Below are 16,570 nucleotides of genomic sequence, written 5' to 3'. Positions count from 1 at the left end.
CTGCGCAGGGCGGGGGAAAGCGAACCAAATCAAACAGAGATAGTCAACACTCAACGCAATCAGACGGATATCAACGTGCTGTGGGGTCCTGGTCATCGAGTGGCTGGAAGTTTCCGCCCATGCCGACGGAGCCCACGGCGTCGGTGGTCACGACGTGGTGGGCTCCGGCGGTGCGGTGGGCGGGGTCCGGGTCAGCCGAGCGGGGCGTCCCGGAGTCGGGCGGCGGCCTGCTCCGGGCTCACATCGGTGACGAACGCGTCCAGACCGGATTCCACGCCGGCCAGGTACTTGAGCTTGCCGGGCGCCCGTCGGATGGTGAACAGCTCCAGGTGGAGCGCGAGTTCGTCGCCGCCGGTGTCGGGCGCCTGGTGCCAGGCCGAGATGTACGGGGTCCGGTTGGGTGCCGCGCCGGGCGCGGCGGGGAACAGCGCGTCGAAGCGGCGCAGCAGGTCCAGGTAGAGGCCGGGGAACTCGGCGCGCTCGGCCTCGGTGAGCGCGGTGAGGTCGCGCACCCGCCGGTGGGGGTAGAGGTGGACCTCGTAGGGCCAGCGGGCGGCGAACGGGACGAAGGCGGTCCAGTGCCCGCCTTGGAGCACCAGCCGCTCGGGGGAGTTCCGTTCGGCGGCGAGCAGGTCCTCGAAGAGGTTCCGGCCGGTGCGGGCCCGGTGCGCCTCGGCCCGGGCGATCATCCGGGCGGTGCGGGAGGGGACGAAGGGGAAGGCGTAGATCTGGCCGTGCGGGTGAGCGAGCGTGACCCCGATCTCCTCGCCGCGGTTCTCGAAGCAGTACACCTGCCGCACGCCGGGCAGGGCGGACAGTTCCGCCGTGCGGTCCGTCCAGGCGTCCAGCACGAGGCGCGCCCCGGGCTCGTCCAGGTCGGCGAAGGAGGCGTCGTGGTCGGAGGTGAAGCAGACCACCTCGCAGCGGCCGTCGCCGGGCCGCAGGGTGTGCAGGGGCGCGTCCCGGGCCGCGACGTGCTCGGCGGAGCCGGTGGCGAGCGAGGGGAAGCGGTTCTCGAACACCGCGACCTCGTAGTCGGCGGCCGGAATCTCGCTGAGCCGCCCGTCCCGGGAGGGGCACAGCGGGCACTCGCCGGCCGGCGGGTGGTAGGTGCGCTGCTGACGGTGCGCCGCCACCGTCACCCACTCGCCGAGCACCGGGTCGAGCCGGATCTCGGAGAGGCTCGCGGTCGGCCCGAGCGGCCGCTCGTCCGGGACATCGCGGAGCGCACCGGGCTCCTGGTCGAAGTAGACGAGTTCGCGGCCGTCGGCCAACGTGGTGGCGGTTCTGTGCACCGCTGTACTCCTTACGCGTGGGACGTCGCCCCGGCAGTTTTCGAGCTCCAACAGATTCAAACAGAGACGATCGCTTGTCAACAACCATTGTTGCTGGTGACGGGTGTTCCGGACTGCCAACTCGACCCGACTGAACATGGCCATCGCGGGTGTTGACCCTAAGGGCAGTGGTGTTTGATTATGTCGGAATTCACTCCCGCTCGCTGATGGACACCGCCGGCGGGAACCAACCCCGCTCGCACCAGGCATGGAGCTGAACAGATGATCGACGAGGCCGCCACCGACTTCGAGGCCGTCCACGGGGCACGGCCGAGCGGCGTTTGGGCCGCTCCGGGCCGGGTGAACCTGATCGGCGAGCACACCGACTACAACGACGGCTTCGTCCTGCCGATCGCCCTACCGCACACCACCCGGGTCGCCGCCCGCCGCCGCGAGGACGGACGGCTGCGGCTGTACAGCGCCCAAGGCGACGGCACGGTCACCGACCTCGCGCTGGACGGCCTGGCACCCGGCGTCGTCGCCAGCTGGGCCGGCTACCCGGCCGGGGTCTTCTGGGCGCTCGCCGAGGCGGGCCACCCCGTCGGCGGCGCCGACCTGCTCGTCGACAGCGACGTGCCCGCCGGCGCCGGCCTCTCCTCCTCGGCCGCCCTGGAGTGCGCCACGGCCGCCGCCCTGAACGACCTGTACGACCTCGGCCTGACCGCGCCGGAACTCGCCCTGCTCGCCCAGCGGGCCGAGAACGCCTTCGTCGGCGTGCCCTGCGGTGTGATGGACCAGATGGCCTCCGCCTGCTGCACGGACGGCACCGCGCTGTTCCTGGACACCCGGACGATGGAGCAGCGGCACGTCCCGTTCGACCTCGCGGCGGCCGGCCTGCGGCTGCTGGTGATCGACACCCGGGTCAAGCACGACCTCGGCGACGGCGCCTACGCGGCCCTGCGAGCCGGCTGCGAGCGCGCCGCCGGCCTGATCGGGCTGCCCGCGCTGCGCGACCTCCCGGCCGCCGCCCTGGCCCCGGCCCTGGACCGGCTGCCCGAGGAGCTCCGGCCGCTGGTACGGCATGTGGTGACCGAGAACGGGCGCGTGCTGGAGACGGTCGACCACCTGGGCCAGGGTGAGATCGCCGCGCTGGGCCCGATCCTGACGGCCGGACACGCCTCGCTGCGCGACGACTTCCGGGTCTCCTGCCAGGAGACGGACCTCGCGGTGGAGGCCGCCGTCGCGGCCGGGGCGCTGGGTGCCCGGATGACCGGCGGGGGCTTCGGCGGGTCGGTCGTCGCCCTGGTCGAGGCCGCGCGCGTGGCGGGGGTGTCGGAGGCGGTCGAGGCGGCCTTCCGCTCGGCGGGCTTCGCCGCACCGGTGACCTTCACCGCCGTGCCCTCGGCGGGCGCCCGGCGGGTGGGCTGACCCGGCCGGCCGCTCAGCCGGCCGCCGGGACGACGACGAGCTCGCCGACCGCCTCGGCGATCACCTCGCGGGCGGTCGCCGGGAGGGCGTCGTCGGTGACGAAGCAGTCGACCTCCGCCAGGGTCGCGAAGCTGCTCAGCCCGACCACGCCCCACTTGGTGTGGTCCGCGACCACGACGGTGCGGCGCGCCGAGGCGATCAGGGCCCGATTGGTCTGCGCCTCGGCCAGGTTGGGCGTGGTGAGGCCGGCCTGCTCGCTGACCCCGTGCACGCCGAGGATCAGCAGGTCCACGTGCAGCGAACGGATCGTCTGGTCGGCCAGCGCCCCCACCAGGGCCGCCGAGCGGGTGGGGGACCCACCGGTCAACAGCAGCGACGGGACGGTCTCCTTCCCGTCGCTCCCGGCCGCCCACAGCAGGTCCGCGATCCGCAGCGAGTTGGTCACCACCGTCAGCTCCGGGACCTCCAGCAGCCGGGCGGCGACCGCGTAGGTCGTGGTTCCGGCCGAGAGGGCCACCACGCTGCCCGGCTCCACCAGCTTCACCGCGGCGTCCGCGAGCGCGGCCTTGGTGCCCTCCTCCAGCGCGGACTTGGCGTCGAAGCCGGGTTCGAAGGTGCTCGCCGTCCCGGTCGCGACCGCCCCGCCGTGCACCTTCTCCACGGCGCCCTGGCGAGCCAGCGCGTCGAGGTCCCGGCGGATGGTCATGTCGGACACGCCGAACTGCTCGACCAGCTCGGCGACCCGGACCGCGCCGGCCCGGCGGATCGCCTCCAGGATCAGCGCCTGGCGCTGGGCGGCGAGCAACGTCTGGTCAGCCACGGAGGACCTTTCGATCGAACGAGCACGTGCGGCTTGTGCGTTCTCGTGGGCGACCGGGAACGCGGCTGGGTTCTGCGGGAGTCATTATCCCAGGGCCGGCGGGCCACCTGTCTCCCCGGTACCCCGGTACCCGGGAACTCCGGTACCCGGTCGGCGAAAGGAGCCGCCGGTGCCGCGGACGCTCGCGGCACCGGCGGTCCGGTGGCGGTCCGGCCGACCTCCACGGCCGGGGGGGGCCGGGGGGGGGCGGGGCCCCCCCCCCCGCGGGGGGGGCGGGGGGGGGGCCCGCCCCCCCCCCCGGGCGGGCGGCGGGGGGGGGCCCGGGCCCCCCCCGCGGCAGCCGGCGGGCGTCAGGCGGGCAGGCCGACCGCGCGTTCGCGGTTGCGGCGCTGCTGGATGACGACGGCGGCGACCAGCAGGGTGCCCTGGGCGACGTTCTGCCAGAAGGCGTTGATGCCCTGGACGGTGAGGCCGTTCTGCAGTGCGCCGAGCAGCGCGACGGCGAGCAGGGTGCCGCCGATGCCGCCCTTGCCGCCCTTGAGGGCGCAGCCGCCGAGGGCGGCCGCGGTGATCGACTGCAGCTCCAGGCCCTCGCTCCCGGAGACGGGCTGGCCGCTGCCGGTGCGGGCGGTGAGCAGCACGCCCGCGAGGGCGGCGACGGTGCCGGAGAGGGCGTAGGCGGCGATCAGGTACTTGTTGAGGTTGATGCCGGCCAGGCGGGCGGCGGTGTCGTTGCCGCCGATGGCGTAGATGTTGCGGCCGATGTCGGTGTACGTGAGCAGGGCGTGCACGGCGACGGCGGTGAGGATCAGCAGCCAGACCATGGTGGGCAGGCCGGCGATCTTCCCTCGGCTGAGGAAGACGAAGACCGGGTCGTTGAGCACGTAGCCCTGGGCCCGGCCGTCCGAGACGAGCTGGGCGACGCCCTTGTAGGCGGCCAGTCCGGCGAGGGTGGCGATGGTGGGGTTGACCCGGCCGTAGACGATGACCACGCCGTTGAACAGGCCGATGCCGGCGCCGATGGCGAGGGCGGCGCCGATCCCGAGGTAGGGGTTGGCGCCGGTGGAGGTGAAGACCATGGCGCTGGTGACGGAGGCCAGGCCGGCCTGGGAGCCGACCGAGATGTCGAGGCCGCCGCAGATGATCACGACGGTCTGGACGACGGCCAGCAGGCCGGAGATGGTCGCGGCCTCGGCGATGACCTGGATGTTGTCCCAGCCGACGAAGTTCGGGTTGAGCCAGCCGAACAGGGCGACGACGGCCACGAGGGCGCCGATCAGGCTGAGGTTCTGGCCGCCGACCGCGGCGAGCAGGGCGCGCGGGCCACCGGACCGGGCGGGCAGGGCTCCGGCGTCCGGCACCGGGGCGGTCGGGGGCGTGACGGTGGTCATCGGGTCTCTCCGGTCTGGGCAGGGGTGGTGGTGGCGAGGTCGTCGGCCATGGCGAGGGCGAGGACGGCCTCTTCCGTCGCCTGCTCGCGGGTGAGCTCGCCGGTGGTGCGGCCGTTCTGCATCACCACGACCCGGTCGGCGAGGCCGAGCACTTCGGGCAGTTCGGAGGAGATGACCAGGACGGCGGTGCCCTCGCGGGCGAGGTCGGCGATGATCTGGTAGATCTCGGCCTTGGCGCCGATGTCGACGCCGCGGGTGGGTTCGTCGAGGATCAGCAGGTCGGGCCTGCGGGCGAGCCAGCGAGCCAGGACGACCTTCTGCTGGTTGCCGCCGGACAGGGTGCGGACCTCCGCCTCGACGGAGGGCGCGCGGACCCGCAGCCGGTCGGCGTACTCCTGGGCGAGGTCCTTCTCCTGCCGGCGCTTGACGAACCGCCACCGGCTGAGCCGGCGCAGGCTGACCAGCGAGGTGTTGTCCCGGATCGTGCGCTGCAGGAACAGCGCCTGGGCCTTGCGCTCCTCGGGGGCCAGGCCGATGCCGGCGGCGATGGCGGCGCGGGGGTTCCTCAGTCGCAGGACTTCGCCGTTGAGGGCCACCGTGCCGGAGCGGATCGGGACGTCGCCGGCCAGGGCGAGGGCGAGTTCGGAGCGTCCGGCGCCGATCAGGCCGGCCAGCGCGACGACCTCGCCGGCCCGGACCTGCAGACTGATGCCGCGCACGTCGTCGGTGGTGACGTCGTCGACGTCCAGGACGACGCGGTCGGTGGCGACCTGCTGGCGGACGAACAGCGAGGACAGGTCGCGGCCGACCATGAGCCGGACGAGCTCGCTCTCGCTGGTGGTGGCGGCCTGGACCACGCCGGCCACCCGGCCGTCGCGCAGCACGGCGATGCGGTCGGCGAGCTGGAAGATCTCCTTCATCCGGTGGGAGACGTAGATGACCGCGATGCCCTCGTCGCGCAGGCGTCCGATCAGGGCGAACAGGGCCTCGACCTCGTGCTCGGAGAGCGAGGAGGTGGGCTCGTCGAAGGCGATCGCGCGCGGCGGGACCGCGCCGGTCAGGGCCCGCATGATCTCGACCAACTGGCGTTGGGCGGCCGTGAGTTCGGAGCCGAGGAGGTCGGGGTCCAGGACCTTGTCGAAGCCGAGGCGCCGCAGGTCGGCGACGATCCGGCGGCGCAGCCCGGTGCGGTCCAGGCGGCGCAGCCGGGTGCGGGGCAGCGAGCCGGCGTAGACGTTCTCGGCGACCGGGACGTGCGGGATGATCTCGGGTTCCTGCGGGATGATCCGGATCCCGGCGCGGCGGGCGTCCTGCGGGGAGTGCAGGTCCAGGGTCCGGCCGTCGAGCAGGACGCGTCCGTCGGTGGGGAGGTGGTCGCCGGTGAGGATGCGCAGCAGGGTCGACTTGCCGGCGCCGTTCTCGCCCATCAGGGCGGTGACCTGGCCGGGCGGAAAGGTGAGGGTGACGTCCGTCAGCGCCTGGACGGTGCCGAAGCGCTTGGACACCCCCTCGGCGCTCAGGCCGGCGGAGCCGTCCGGTGGCGGGAGGGGCGAGGAATCAGGTGGGGTCATCGGGGCCTCGTTGGCGGTGCGGTACGGACGGTCTTCGGGAGCGTCAGGGGTGCGGCGGGGCCGGCGGCGGCCTGCCGCACCGCCGGCTCGGCGCGACGTCGGGTGCGGCGTCAGCTGCAGGACACGCCCGCGGACTGCCAGGTCGCGGCGTCGACCATCTTGGTCGGGGCGAAGGCCTCCTTGGGGAAGTCCTTGCCGTTCTTGAGCTTGTCGAACATCGTCTGCACCGACAGGGCGCCGACGTCCTTGCCGTTGATGAACAGGGCGGCCTTCATGCCGGAGGGCTTGCCGGAGGCCCAGTCCTTGCACGCCAGGTAGGCGCCCAGACCGACGCCGTCGATGTCGTCGGGGCTGATCCCGGCGTTCTGCAGGGCGGTGACGGCGCCCTGGACGTTCTCGTCGTTGCAGCCCCACGCCACCCAGTGCTTGACGCCGGGGTTGGCGGTGATGGTGGCGGCCACCTTGTCCTGCGCGCCGGTCGGGGTGTTGTCGGTGGCCACGTCGATGCTCTGCACGCCCGGCACGGCCTGGTCGAAGGCGGTCTTGGCGGCCTTGACCCGGTCGCCGCAGACGGTCACGTCCTGCTTCCAGGCGGAGAGGATCCGGGTGTCGGCCGGGTTCCAGCCGGCCTTCTTGAACTCCTCCGCGGCGCGCTGGCCGACTTGCTGACCCATCTGCTGGCCGGAGAAGCCGATCCGGGGCACCAGGTCGCCCGCGGCGCACTGCGCCGGGGAGGGGCCGCTCGCGCAGACCTGGTCGTCGGAGGTGAGCAGGGCGGCCTTGGCGTCCCGGGCCGTCTGGACGACCTGCGGGCCGACCGCCGGGTCCGGGACCACGATGATCAGGCCGTTGCTCTTCTGCGCGATCGCGGCCTGCACCTCGCTGACCGTCTTGTTGGCGTCGTCGCCGAGGTTCACGACCTTCAGGTCGGCGCCCAGTTCGGCCGCCTTGGCCTTGGCGCCCGCGGCCTCGTCCACGAAGTACTGCTGGTCGCCCTGCTTCTGCAGGTAGGTGATCGAGACCTTGCCGGACACCGGGGCCACCGAGGCGTTGGCGCCGGAGGAGGAGGTCTGTCCGGTGGAACAGGCCGTCAGACCGAAGGCGGTGACCAGGCTCAGCGCGGCGAGCGAGGCCAGGCGGCCACGGGGGGAGAGGTGCATGCTGGGGCTCCTGAGGGTGGGGGTCGATCAGCCAGTAGCAACAGAATCAATCAGAAAGCATCGCAATCAAACGCGATGGAGCAAAAGGAAACGCCCGGCTCAGGCCTGAGTCAAGCTCAGGTTTGCCTCTGGGGCGGTTTCGAAACCGTCTCGTTATGCCCGCCGGTCCTCGCGGGCGCGCTGCGCACTCCATCGGGCTCCTGGCGGTCGTCCTGGTCAGGAGCGGTCAACGGGGGAGCGCTCGACGGCATCCACCTACCGGTCGATAGGTAGGTAGGTGCTCATGACAGCTTCGGGGAAAGCCGGGGCAGCGTCAATGGTCACGGCACCCAGGCGTGTTGGGTTGCCGCGATGATGTGTGGATCGATGATCCCGGGTTGTTGATTGGTGTTGGAAGTCGGGACGCACGGGACCGGGCGGGGACGCACGCGGGCCCCCGGACCGTCAGGAGCGGTCCGGGGGCCCGAAGTGCGGCGGGCGGACGGTCAGATGACCGTCTCGGCCTCCAGGTAGCGGTCCTGGGGGACGGTCTTCAGCTCGGCGACCGCCTCGGCCAGCGGCACCAGGTTGATGTTGGTGCCCTGCAGTGCGGTGATGTGCCCGAAGGCACCCTTGTGGACGGCCTCGACGGCGTGCCAGCCGAACCGGGTGGCGAGCACCCGGTCGTAGGCGGTCGGGGTGCCGCCGCGCTGGGTGTGGCCGAGGATCACCGGACGGGCCTCCTTGCCGAGGCGGTGCTCCAGCTCGCGGGAGAGCTGGGTGGCGATGCCGGTGAAGCGCTCGTGGCCGTAGATGTCCTTGCTGCCCTCCTCCCAGTGCATGGTGCCGGGCTCGGGCTTGGCGCCCTCGGCGCAGACCACGATGGCGAACTTCTTCTGGCGGTCGAAGCGCTCGCGGACGACGGCGGTGAGCTTCTCGATGTGGAACGGGCGTTCCGGGACGACGATGGCGTGGGCGCCGGCCGCCATGCCCGCGTTCAGCGCGATCCAGCCGGTGTGTCGGCCCATGACCTCGACGACCATGACCCGCTGGTGGGACTCGGCGGTGGTCTTCAGCCGGTCCAGCGCCTCGGTGGCGACCGAGACGGCGGTGTCGAAGCCGAAGGTCACGTCGGTGGCGGCGATGTCGTTGTCGATGGTCTTCGGCACGCCGACGATCGGCAGGCCCGCGTCGCTCATCAGCTTGGCGGCCTTAAGGGTGCCCTCGCCGCCGATCGGGATCACCGCGTCCAGGCCGAGGTCGGAGCAGTACTTCTTGGCCCGCTCCACGCCGTCCCGCAGGTGGCTCGGCTGCACCCGGGAGGACCCGAGGATGGTGCCGCCCTGGGCAAGGATGCCGCTCACCGAGTCCAGGGTCAGGGGGCGGTGGTGGCCCTCCAGGAAACCGCGCCAACCGTCCTCGAACCCGATGATCTCGTCGCCGTGGTCGACCACCCCCCGGTGCACCACAGAACGGATCACCGCGTTCAGGCCGGGGCAGTCACCGCCGCTGGTCAGCACTCCGATACGCATTAGCTTTGCAACTCCCGAGCAGAACCGAGGAACGGCCGGACTACAGGCTGGGACGACGAGCCGACACCGTAACGAGGCGCTCCGACGCCGGGATGGCGGGGAGGTGGCCGCGAGGTGTTGGACCGGCCGATCCGGACAGAACGTCCGAAAACGGCCGCGAAGTCGAGCATACGGCCCCTGGTCCGGCCGGGCAGGAGCCGACGCGGGAGCGGCGCCGTCGGCGCCCCCGCGCGGAATTGCAGCCTGCTGCCGAGGAGGGTGTGCAGCCGGCAGCCCCATTGTCGTACGTCCGGGGCCGCCCGTGGGCCGGGTGACCGCATGGCGGGCACCCGGCGGGGCGTACCGGGGTACTACGAGGGGCGCGTCGTGGCGGCGATGCGCTCGGCGCGCAGCGCGTCGTACCAGGTGGTGTCGGCCGGCGGCAGGGCGTTGACGTCCAGTGCCAGCCTGATCAGCATGTCGGCCACGGCGGGGTTGCGGGCCAGCACCGGGCCGTGCAGGTAGGTGCCGAAGACGGTGTCCCGCCAGGCGCCCTCGGTGCCGTCGCCGGTGCCGTTGCCCCGGCCGACCGTGACGGTCGCGAAGGGCTGGACGCCCTGGCCGAGGTGGGTCACGCCCTGGTGGTTCTCGAAGCCGGTCAGCTGCGGCAGGCCGAGCTGCGGGTTCACGTCCGCCAGCACGTCGCCGACGCAGCGTGCGCCCTCGCCGCGCGCCGTCCAGACGTCCAGCAGGCCCAGGCCCGGCTCGCGCTCGCCGAGGTCGTTGATGAACTCGTGGCCCATGATCTGGAAACCGGCGCAGACGCCGAAGATGATCGCGCCGTTCTCGGCGGCCCGCACCAGGCCGCTGTCGGCGCGCAGCCGCTCGGCGGCCAGCCGCTGGGGGCGGTCCTCGCCGCCGCCGATCAGGTAGATGTCCCCGCTGGTGGGGATCGCCTGGTCGGAGCGGACGTCGATCCGGGTCACGTTGAGATGGCGCTGGCGGGCCCGGCGCTCCACGACCAGGGCGTTGCCCCGGTCGCCGTAGGTGCTGAGCAGGTCCGGGTAGACCCAGACCACGCGCAGGCTGCTCTCACTCATCCTCGAAGGCCTTCCGTCACGAAAAGACTGGTGTGCGGGCGCGGCATCAGCCGGCCACGACCTTCCGCAGCTGCTGGAAGGCGGTGTAGTTGGCGATGGCCTCGATCCGGCCGGGCGGGGCCATCCGGACGGCCTGCTCCAGGGTGTCCACCACGTGGAACTGCAGCCCGGCGACCTCCAGGCGGACGGCCAGGTCCAGCTTGCGCTGGCCCATCACGAAGATGGGGTGGCCGGCCAGGCGCTCGTAGTCGACGTCCCACAGCCAGGAGGTGTCGGTGCCGTCGGCGTCGAGGGCGTTGACGGAGAGGATCACCGGGGCCGGCGGGCCGTCGATCAGCGAGAAGGTCTCCAGCCAGCCGGCCGGGTTCTTGGCCAGCAGCAGCCTGATGTCCCGGCCCTGGTACTGGACCACGTCGTAGCGGCCGGCCACGGCGGTCACCGAGCGCATCCGCTCCAGCGCGACCTGCGGGGAGACGCCGAACACGGCGGCGACGGCGGCCGAGCTGGTGGCGTTGGCCAGGTTGGCCCGGCCGGGCAGCTGCAGCTGGATCGGCCAGGCGCCGCGCTGCGGGTCGATCACGTGGGTGCCCTGGAGCGCCCAGTGCGGGTTGGGGCGTCGGAAACCGCAGTCCTGGCAGAACCAGTCGTCGCCGGGGCGCTGCATCACACCGCCGCACGCGGGGCAGGACCAGGCGTCCTCCTTCCAGGCCTGTCCGGCGGCCACCCAGACCACCTTCTTGCAGGAGGAGGCGGCCCAGGTCACCAGCGGGTCGTCGGCGTTGGCGATGACCACGGCCTCGGTGTCCTGCAGGCCCTCGCGCCACTTCTCCGCCATCATGCGGGTCTCGGCGGCGCGGTCGAGCTGGTCGCGGGAGAGGTTGAGCAGGGCGATCGCCTTGGGGCGGGTGTCGCGGGCGACGGTCGCCAGGTACTTCTCGTCGACCTCGATCACGCCGAAGCGGGCTTCGCTGCCGCCGGCCAGGGCGGAGGTGATGCCGGCCGGCATGTTGGCGCCCAGGGCGTTGGAGACCACCGGGCCGGCGGCGCGCAGCGCCTCGGCGATCAGGCGGGTGGTGGTGGTCTTGCCGTTGGTCGCGCTGACCAGGACGACGTCCAGGTGGTCGGCGAGGGTGGCGAGCAGATCGGGGTCGAGCCTGAGGGCGACCTTGCCGCCGATCACCGAGCCGCTTCCGCGTCCGGCCTTGCGCGACACGGCGGCGGCGACCCGACCGGCCGTGACCGCGATCTTGGCGCGGGCCGGCAGCGAGGCGTCGCGTGCGCCTGTGGGCTCCGATTCGGTGCCTGCCATGCTCAGTGGTTCCTCCTTGCTGCGGCACCACCCGTGGCCGGATAACAGGCCGTCGGGCGGCGGGGACGGGGTCAGCCTACCGACTCCGTCGCCCGACCGGACGACCCGGACCCCGTGCCGCCTGCTGCGACACGGGCGCGGGGGCCACTGACGGTCCGTCAAGGAGGGCGGTGTACGGAGGGACCCTTCGTTCCCGGGGGGACGCTCCGCGGCCGTCGCCGGGTTCCCGGGATGCTTGGTAAGGATGTAGTGAAGAAATGATCAGCGGCCCGGTGCGGGGGTGGGCGTGGGGGCCGGTGCGGGGGCGGTTCCGGCGGCCAGGGTGGCGGTGATCACCAAGGTGCCGTCCTCGGCGCGGAAGTCCAGCGGCGCGGCCAGTCGGCGCATCGCGGCGATCAGCGCGGCGTTCGCGGCCTGGGTCACCGCGTACACCGTCCCGATCCCGGCCGCCCGGGCCGCCGCGGTCAGCCGCAGCAGCAGGGCCAGGCCCAGTCCGTGCCGCTGCCAGGCGTCCTCGACCAGCACGGCGAGCTCCGCCTCGCCGTCGTCCCACATCAGGTGCCCGAGGGCGAGCAGCCGCCCGTCGGGGGCGGTCACGGCGAGGCTGCGGCCGTGCCGGGCGTCCAGCAGGTGGTCCAGGTAGCGGCCGGCGTCGCGGACCGGCCCGTGGTAGCGCAGCCGCAGTGCGGTGGGGGAGCAGCGGCCGTGCATCGCGAGGGCCGCCGCCTTGTCCGCCGGCCCGGCGGGGCGCAGCTGCAGCTCGGTCCCGTCCGGCAGGGACAGCCGGGACACCTCCTGCGCGGCCTGGGCGCTCGAACGGGCCGGGGCGTCCGGACGGGCCGGCGCCGGGTGCGGACGGGCCTGCCGGTACGGGCCGCCGGTGAGCGCGGGCAGCCGGGCGGCCTGGCCGTCGGGCGCCGCGCACCTGCGGTCGGACCTGCGGAAAGGCCGGTGCCAGAGCCGTTCGGAGCCAGTGCGTGATGCCGTCATGGAGGCGACGCTACCGACGGCGCGCTTCCGGCCGGTTACGTGATCGTGAACGCACTGATGCCCGGGGCGCAGGCGGACCCCGGGCCGGGACGACCCCGTCAGAGGTCCGGACCGGCGCCTCATGCGGTCGGGACAGAGTGACCGCGCACCGACCGCGCATCGACCGCGCACTGACCGGACACGCTCACGGACGGCCCAGGATCCGTGATCGCGGGAGCCCCTTCGGATAGGGATGGCTCGGCTTTTCGCCGAACCCACCTCGACTCGAAGGGGCTCTGCCGTGTTCACCAGGAACTCCGCACTGGCCACCGCCTGTTGCGCCCTGCTGCTGGCCGTACCGCTCGCCCTCGCCCAGTCGGCCGCCGCCGACAGCATCAGCAGTACCAGCAACAACGGTCCCAGGACCCCGGAGGAGGCCGCCACCTGCAAGGCCGTGACCGGCGCCCTGCTCGGGGGCTTCGGCAGCATGCTGGGCAACGCCGTGTGCGTCGTCCAGCCGCCGAGCAACGGCTGAGCCCCGGTCCTCGTCGAACCGGCGGCGGGTGCGTCCTCGGGCGCCCGTCGCCGTCGGTCCCGGCGGTTTCAGGCGATCCGGGTCGGGGCGTCCTCGACGGTGTGGCCGGTGGCGGTGAGCAGGGTGGTGAGGGCGGCGGGACCCAGGGATCGGGGAGTGCGGAGGAACAGTTCGTCGGTGGTGGGGTGGGGGTGGAGCGAGAGCAGGGTGATCTGGTGGTCGGCGAGGGTGGTGTGGGTGTGGGCCAGGGCGGTGGTGCGCACCCGCCACAGGACGGTCGGGGGAGGGGCGTGCGGTGACCACCAGGCGTGCAGCAGGGCGGCGGCGAGCAGCGCGAGGGCGGAGGTGGCGAGGACGATCGGGCCGTCGGAGCCGTGGAGGACGACCTTCGCGATCAGGTCGGCGGCGGTGACGGAGAGGAAGGCGGCGGCGAGTTCGACGGTGTCACGGCGCCAGCGGCGGGCACGGTGGAAGGAAGGCTTCGAGTGCTCCATGGCCTCCACCGTGCCCGACCGGTGTTTCCCGATCACGACCCCGCCGTGACCTGGCCGTTAAGGTCCGCCCGGCGGTGTTACGGGAGCAGCTCGCGGGCCGCGGCCTTCACCTCGGCGAGGAGCAGGTGCAGGTCCTCCTCGGTGGTCGCGGCGTTGAGCAGGCAGGCGCGGAGCATCTCGTGCTCGCCGAGCCGGGCGCCGGTGACGAAGACCCGTCCGCGCCGCTGGACGGCGAGCGGGAGGTCGCGGTTGAGGGCGTCGCGGGCGGCGGCGTCCCGGCCCGGGGCGCGGTGGCGGAACGCGACGATGGAGGTCTGCACCTCGGCGAGCAGCTCCAACTCATCGTCGGCCTCGACGAGTTCGCCCAGGCGCCGGGCGAGCGCGGTGCAGTGGGCGATGTCCTGGGCGAGGCCGGCGCGGCCGCGGTGGGCGATGGTCGCCCAGACCTTGAGGGCGCGGAACGGGCGGGTCTGCTCGGTGCCGTACTCGGAGAACCAGCCGAGCGAGCCGGCCGCCTCGTCGCGCAGGTAGGACGGGACGAGGCTGAAGGTGCCGCGCAGCTCGTGGGTGTCGCGCACCAGCGCGCAGCCGCAGTCGACCGGGACGCCGAGCCACTTGTGCGGGTCGAGGGCGAGCGAGTCGGCGCGCTCCAGACCGGCGTAGCGGTGGGCGATGGCGGGGTCGAGCCGGCCGAAGGCGCCGTACGCGCCGTCCACGTGCAGCCAGAGCCGGTGTTCCCGGCACAGGTCGGCGATCGGGCCGAAGGCGTCCACCGCGCCGGTGCCGACGGTGCCGGCCGAGGCGACCACCAGGAAGGGCAGCAGTCCGGCGGCGCGGTCGCGCTCGATCGCCGCCCGCAGGTCCGCGGTGTCCAGGCGGCCGTCGGGCCCGGTGGCGACGGTGCGCAGCCGCCTGCTGCCGAGGCCGAGGAGCTCGGCGGCCTTGCGGACGCAGGAGTGGGTCTCGCCGGTGACGTAGCCGACCAGCGGCGGCATCCCGGCCAGGCCGTCCTCGCGGACGTCCCAGCCGGCCTGCCGGGCGGCGCGGTTGCGGGCGGCGGCGAGGCAGACGATGGTCGCCATCGAGGTGCCGGAGGTGAGCAGGCCGCCGCCGGCCGGGTGCGGGAAGCCGACGAGTTCGGCGATCCAGCGGACCACGGCGCGCTCCAGGTGGACGTCGGCGTGGTCGCCGCCGGCCGAGCTGGGGTTCATCGCGGCGGCGGCGAGGGTGGCGAGCACCCCGGCGGGGGCGGGTGCGGAGTTGACCCAGCCGAAGAAGCGCGGGTTGCCGTTGCCCATGGGGTGGGGGAGGACGTCCCGCCCGATGGCGGCCAGCAGCTCGGTGAGCGGCCGGCCCCGGTCGGGCAGCGGGGCGTCGAGCAGCGCTTGCCGGGCGGCCGGGTCCATCGGCTGCCAGACCGGGCGGGCGGGCAGTTCGGCGAGGTAGTCGGAGACGAGCTCGGCGGTGGCGTGGGCGGCGCCGCGGAAGTCCTCGGTGGTCATGGCGTGCTCCAGGAAGGCCGGGGTCGGACTGGGCGAGGCGCGGCTTCCTCGGCGCACCCTGATCAGGCGATGGTCGGGTGATCCTACGCAGAGGGCCCGCGCCGTGCGGCGCGGGCCCTCGTGCCGGGACAGGGTGGGTCAGTCCAGCGAGGCGGACAGTCCGCTCGCGGAGCGGCAGTAGCCCTGCATCTCCTTGTTGCTGATCTTCGCGCAGAGCCGTCCGGCCGCGCCGCCGTCGGTGTAGTTGACCGTGTAGTAGCTGACCAGCCCCTCCGTGCAGGCCTTGCGCTGCCAGCCGTCGGCGGCGGTGGCACACTGCTGGGCGGCCCAGTCCTCGCGGTCCAGGTTGTACTTCATGGTGCGCGAGCCGACGCCCCGGCTGCAGTCCACGGCCCCGCCGTTGGCCTTGCCGTTGAGGCACCACTTGAGGGCCTCGGCGTAGACCTCGGGGTGGTTCGGGTAGTCGTGCGAGGAGAGGTAGAAGGTCGGGGCGTAGAAGTAACAGGCGGACTGGAACAGCGCCGGCTGGTCCTTGCACGGGTACAGCGGGTCCTGGGCGAGCTTGTCGGCGGGCAGGTTCGCCTTGGCCTGCTCGTCCTCCTCGTCCGGGCCGAAGAGCTGCATGAACAGGCCCTCGGAGCAGCGGATCCGGTTCTGCTCGGTGGTGAACTCGCTGCACAGGCCGCGCGCCTTGGCGACGTCCTGCTTGGCGACGAACATGGTGCCGTGGCCGACGCCGTGGATGCAGGGGCCGGTGTTCTTGGGGGCGCACAGCTTGAGCAGGTCCACCTCGGGCTGGGTGGAGGCGTTGAGCATCTCCTCGACCGCGCCGTGCAGGTAACCGGCCGCGCAGGTCTCGTGCGGGAAGGAGATGACCTTCTGGAAGTCCTCGTGGTAGCGCTTGACCGCCGCGTGGCCGAGCTCGTGCGCGACCGGGTGGCAGAAGCGCACGGTGTACGGCTTCTCCTTGGTGATCCGGTCGAGGTCGGCGAGGGCGACGCCGGGGTCGGTGGCGTCCATCTCGGCCATCAGCTTGTTGCGCAGCGTCGAGCGGGTCCACACCGCCGGGTCGCCGGTCGGGGTGGCGCTCGCGGTGCCCGCCACGGCCGGCTGGGCGCCGGGGGCGGTGCCGGCGACGGCCGGGGCCTCGCCGGCCGCCGCGGGCGACCAGTCGGTGACGGCCACCGAGCCGAGGCCCAGGACGCCCAGGAGCACGGCGGTGAGAATCGCGAATACTCGCGGCTGCATGACGGGATCCCCCGGCGGATCGAGGTGAACGGTTCGCTCCCATCCTGACGGCGCGGGGGCGGGAAGCCGCGTTTTCGCCCGCCATTCGGGAGGTGTCGGCGACGCTACCGCATCGTGCGACGACCGGGCGGGGCGGGCCGCCGTACTCCATGTGGGCGATGATCACCCGGACGGGGGGGGGGGCCGCCCCCCCGCCCCCCCCCCCCCCCCCCCCCACCGCGCCCCCCCCCCCCCCCCCCGGTCATCCGGGAGCCCCGCCGGCCCCGGCCCCGCCCGCAC

The 16,570-nt window shown here is 73.2% G+C and carries 14 protein-coding genes; 2 read left to right on the top strand and 12 right to left on the bottom strand.

Going from position 1 to position 16,570, the window contains the following annotated elements:
* Positions 1-191: 191 nt before the first annotated feature.
* Entirely contained in the window at positions 192-1,295 is a 1,104-nt protein-coding gene (galT, locus tag ACGF12_RS15470; RefSeq protein ID WP_393029083.1) for a galactose-1-phosphate uridylyltransferase, read from the bottom strand.
* Positions 1,296-1,556: 261 nt separating this feature from the next.
* Between galT and galK the strand changes: the two genes are divergently transcribed.
* On the top strand, positions 1,557-2,702 hold the full coding sequence (galK, locus tag ACGF12_RS15465; RefSeq protein WP_393029080.1) for a galactokinase: 1,146 nt from the start codon (positions 1,557-1,559) through the stop codon (positions 2,700-2,702).
* A 13-nt stretch (positions 2,703-2,715) separates the two neighbouring features.
* Here galK and ACGF12_RS15460 read toward each other — a convergent pair whose 3' ends face one another.
* The 8 genes from ACGF12_RS15460 to ACGF12_RS15425 form a co-directional block, all read right to left on the bottom strand.
* Positions 2,716-3,522 (bottom strand): DeoR/GlpR family DNA-binding transcription regulator, encoded by an 807-nt coding sequence (locus tag ACGF12_RS15460; RefSeq protein ID WP_393029077.1) that lies wholly within the window; start codon positions 3,520-3,522, stop codon positions 2,716-2,718.
* A gap of 350 nt (positions 3,523-3,872) precedes the next feature.
* A complete protein-coding gene (locus ACGF12_RS15455) occupies positions 3,873-4,913 on the bottom strand; it encodes an ABC transporter permease (RefSeq protein ID WP_393029074.1) in 1,041 nt (346 codons plus the stop codon).
* Complete coding sequence (locus ACGF12_RS15450; RefSeq protein WP_393029071.1) at positions 4,910-6,484, bottom strand: sugar ABC transporter ATP-binding protein; 1,575 nt, start codon at positions 6,482-6,484, stop codon at positions 4,910-4,912. Before ACGF12_RS15450 ends, ACGF12_RS15455 begins: the two co-directional genes overlap by 4 nt.
* Before the next feature lie 110 nt (positions 6,485-6,594).
* A complete protein-coding gene (locus ACGF12_RS15445; protein WP_393029068.1) occupies positions 6,595-7,644 on the bottom strand; it encodes a substrate-binding domain-containing protein in 1,050 nt (349 codons plus the stop codon).
* A 485-nt stretch (positions 7,645-8,129) separates the two neighbouring features.
* Positions 8,130-9,155: a 6-phosphofructokinase gene (locus ACGF12_RS15440; RefSeq protein ID WP_355676188.1), complete on the bottom strand. Its 1,026-nt coding sequence runs from the start codon at positions 9,153-9,155 to the stop codon at positions 8,130-8,132.
* A 350-nt stretch (positions 9,156-9,505) separates the two neighbouring features.
* Positions 9,506-10,234 (bottom strand): type 1 glutamine amidotransferase, encoded by a 729-nt coding sequence (locus ACGF12_RS15435; protein ID WP_393029065.1) that lies wholly within the window; start codon positions 10,232-10,234, stop codon positions 9,506-9,508.
* 46 nt (positions 10,235-10,280) lie between these two features.
* Positions 10,281-11,543 carry a MurT ligase domain-containing protein gene (locus tag ACGF12_RS15430; RefSeq protein WP_393029062.1) on the bottom strand — a complete coding sequence of 421 codons (1,263 nt, stop codon included), beginning with the start codon at positions 11,541-11,543 and terminating at the stop codon, positions 10,281-10,283.
* Positions 11,544-11,804: 261 nt separating this feature from the next.
* Positions 11,805-12,533: a GNAT family N-acetyltransferase gene (locus ACGF12_RS15425; RefSeq protein WP_393029059.1), complete on the bottom strand. Its 729-nt coding sequence runs from the start codon at positions 12,531-12,533 to the stop codon at positions 11,805-11,807.
* Between the two features lie 280 nt (positions 12,534-12,813).
* On the opposite strand from ACGF12_RS15425, the gene ACGF12_RS15420 reads away from it, so the two are divergent.
* Complete coding sequence (locus ACGF12_RS15420; protein WP_393029056.1) at positions 12,814-13,047, top strand: hypothetical protein; 234 nt, start codon at positions 12,814-12,816, stop codon at positions 13,045-13,047.
* A gap of 68 nt (positions 13,048-13,115) precedes the next feature.
* Here the strand turns inward: ACGF12_RS15420 and ACGF12_RS15415 are convergent, their stop codons facing one another.
* From ACGF12_RS15415 to ACGF12_RS15405, 3 genes are all read right to left on the bottom strand, one after another.
* Entirely contained in the window at positions 13,116-13,541 is a 426-nt protein-coding gene (locus ACGF12_RS15415) for a hypothetical protein (RefSeq protein WP_393029053.1), read from the bottom strand.
* Between the two features lie 77 nt (positions 13,542-13,618).
* Positions 13,619-15,043, bottom strand: coding sequence for a pyridoxal phosphate-dependent decarboxylase family protein (locus ACGF12_RS15410; protein WP_393029051.1), 1,425 nt, complete (start codon positions 15,041-15,043; stop codon positions 13,619-13,621).
* Positions 15,044-15,181: 138 nt separating this feature from the next.
* Positions 15,182-16,291, bottom strand: a complete 1,110-nt coding sequence (locus ACGF12_RS15405) for a hypothetical protein (RefSeq protein ID WP_393029048.1) — start codon at positions 16,289-16,291, stop codon at positions 15,182-15,184.
* Between the last annotated feature and the right edge of the window lie 279 nt (positions 16,292-16,570).

The sequence above is a fragment of the Kitasatospora sp. NPDC048296 genome (genome assembly GCF_043201815.1).
Lineage (GTDB): Bacteria > Actinomycetota > Actinomycetes > Streptomycetales > Streptomycetaceae > Kitasatospora.
The sequence above is the reverse complement of the archived record's forward strand: the minus strand, read 5'-3'. Positions and strand labels throughout refer to the sequence as shown.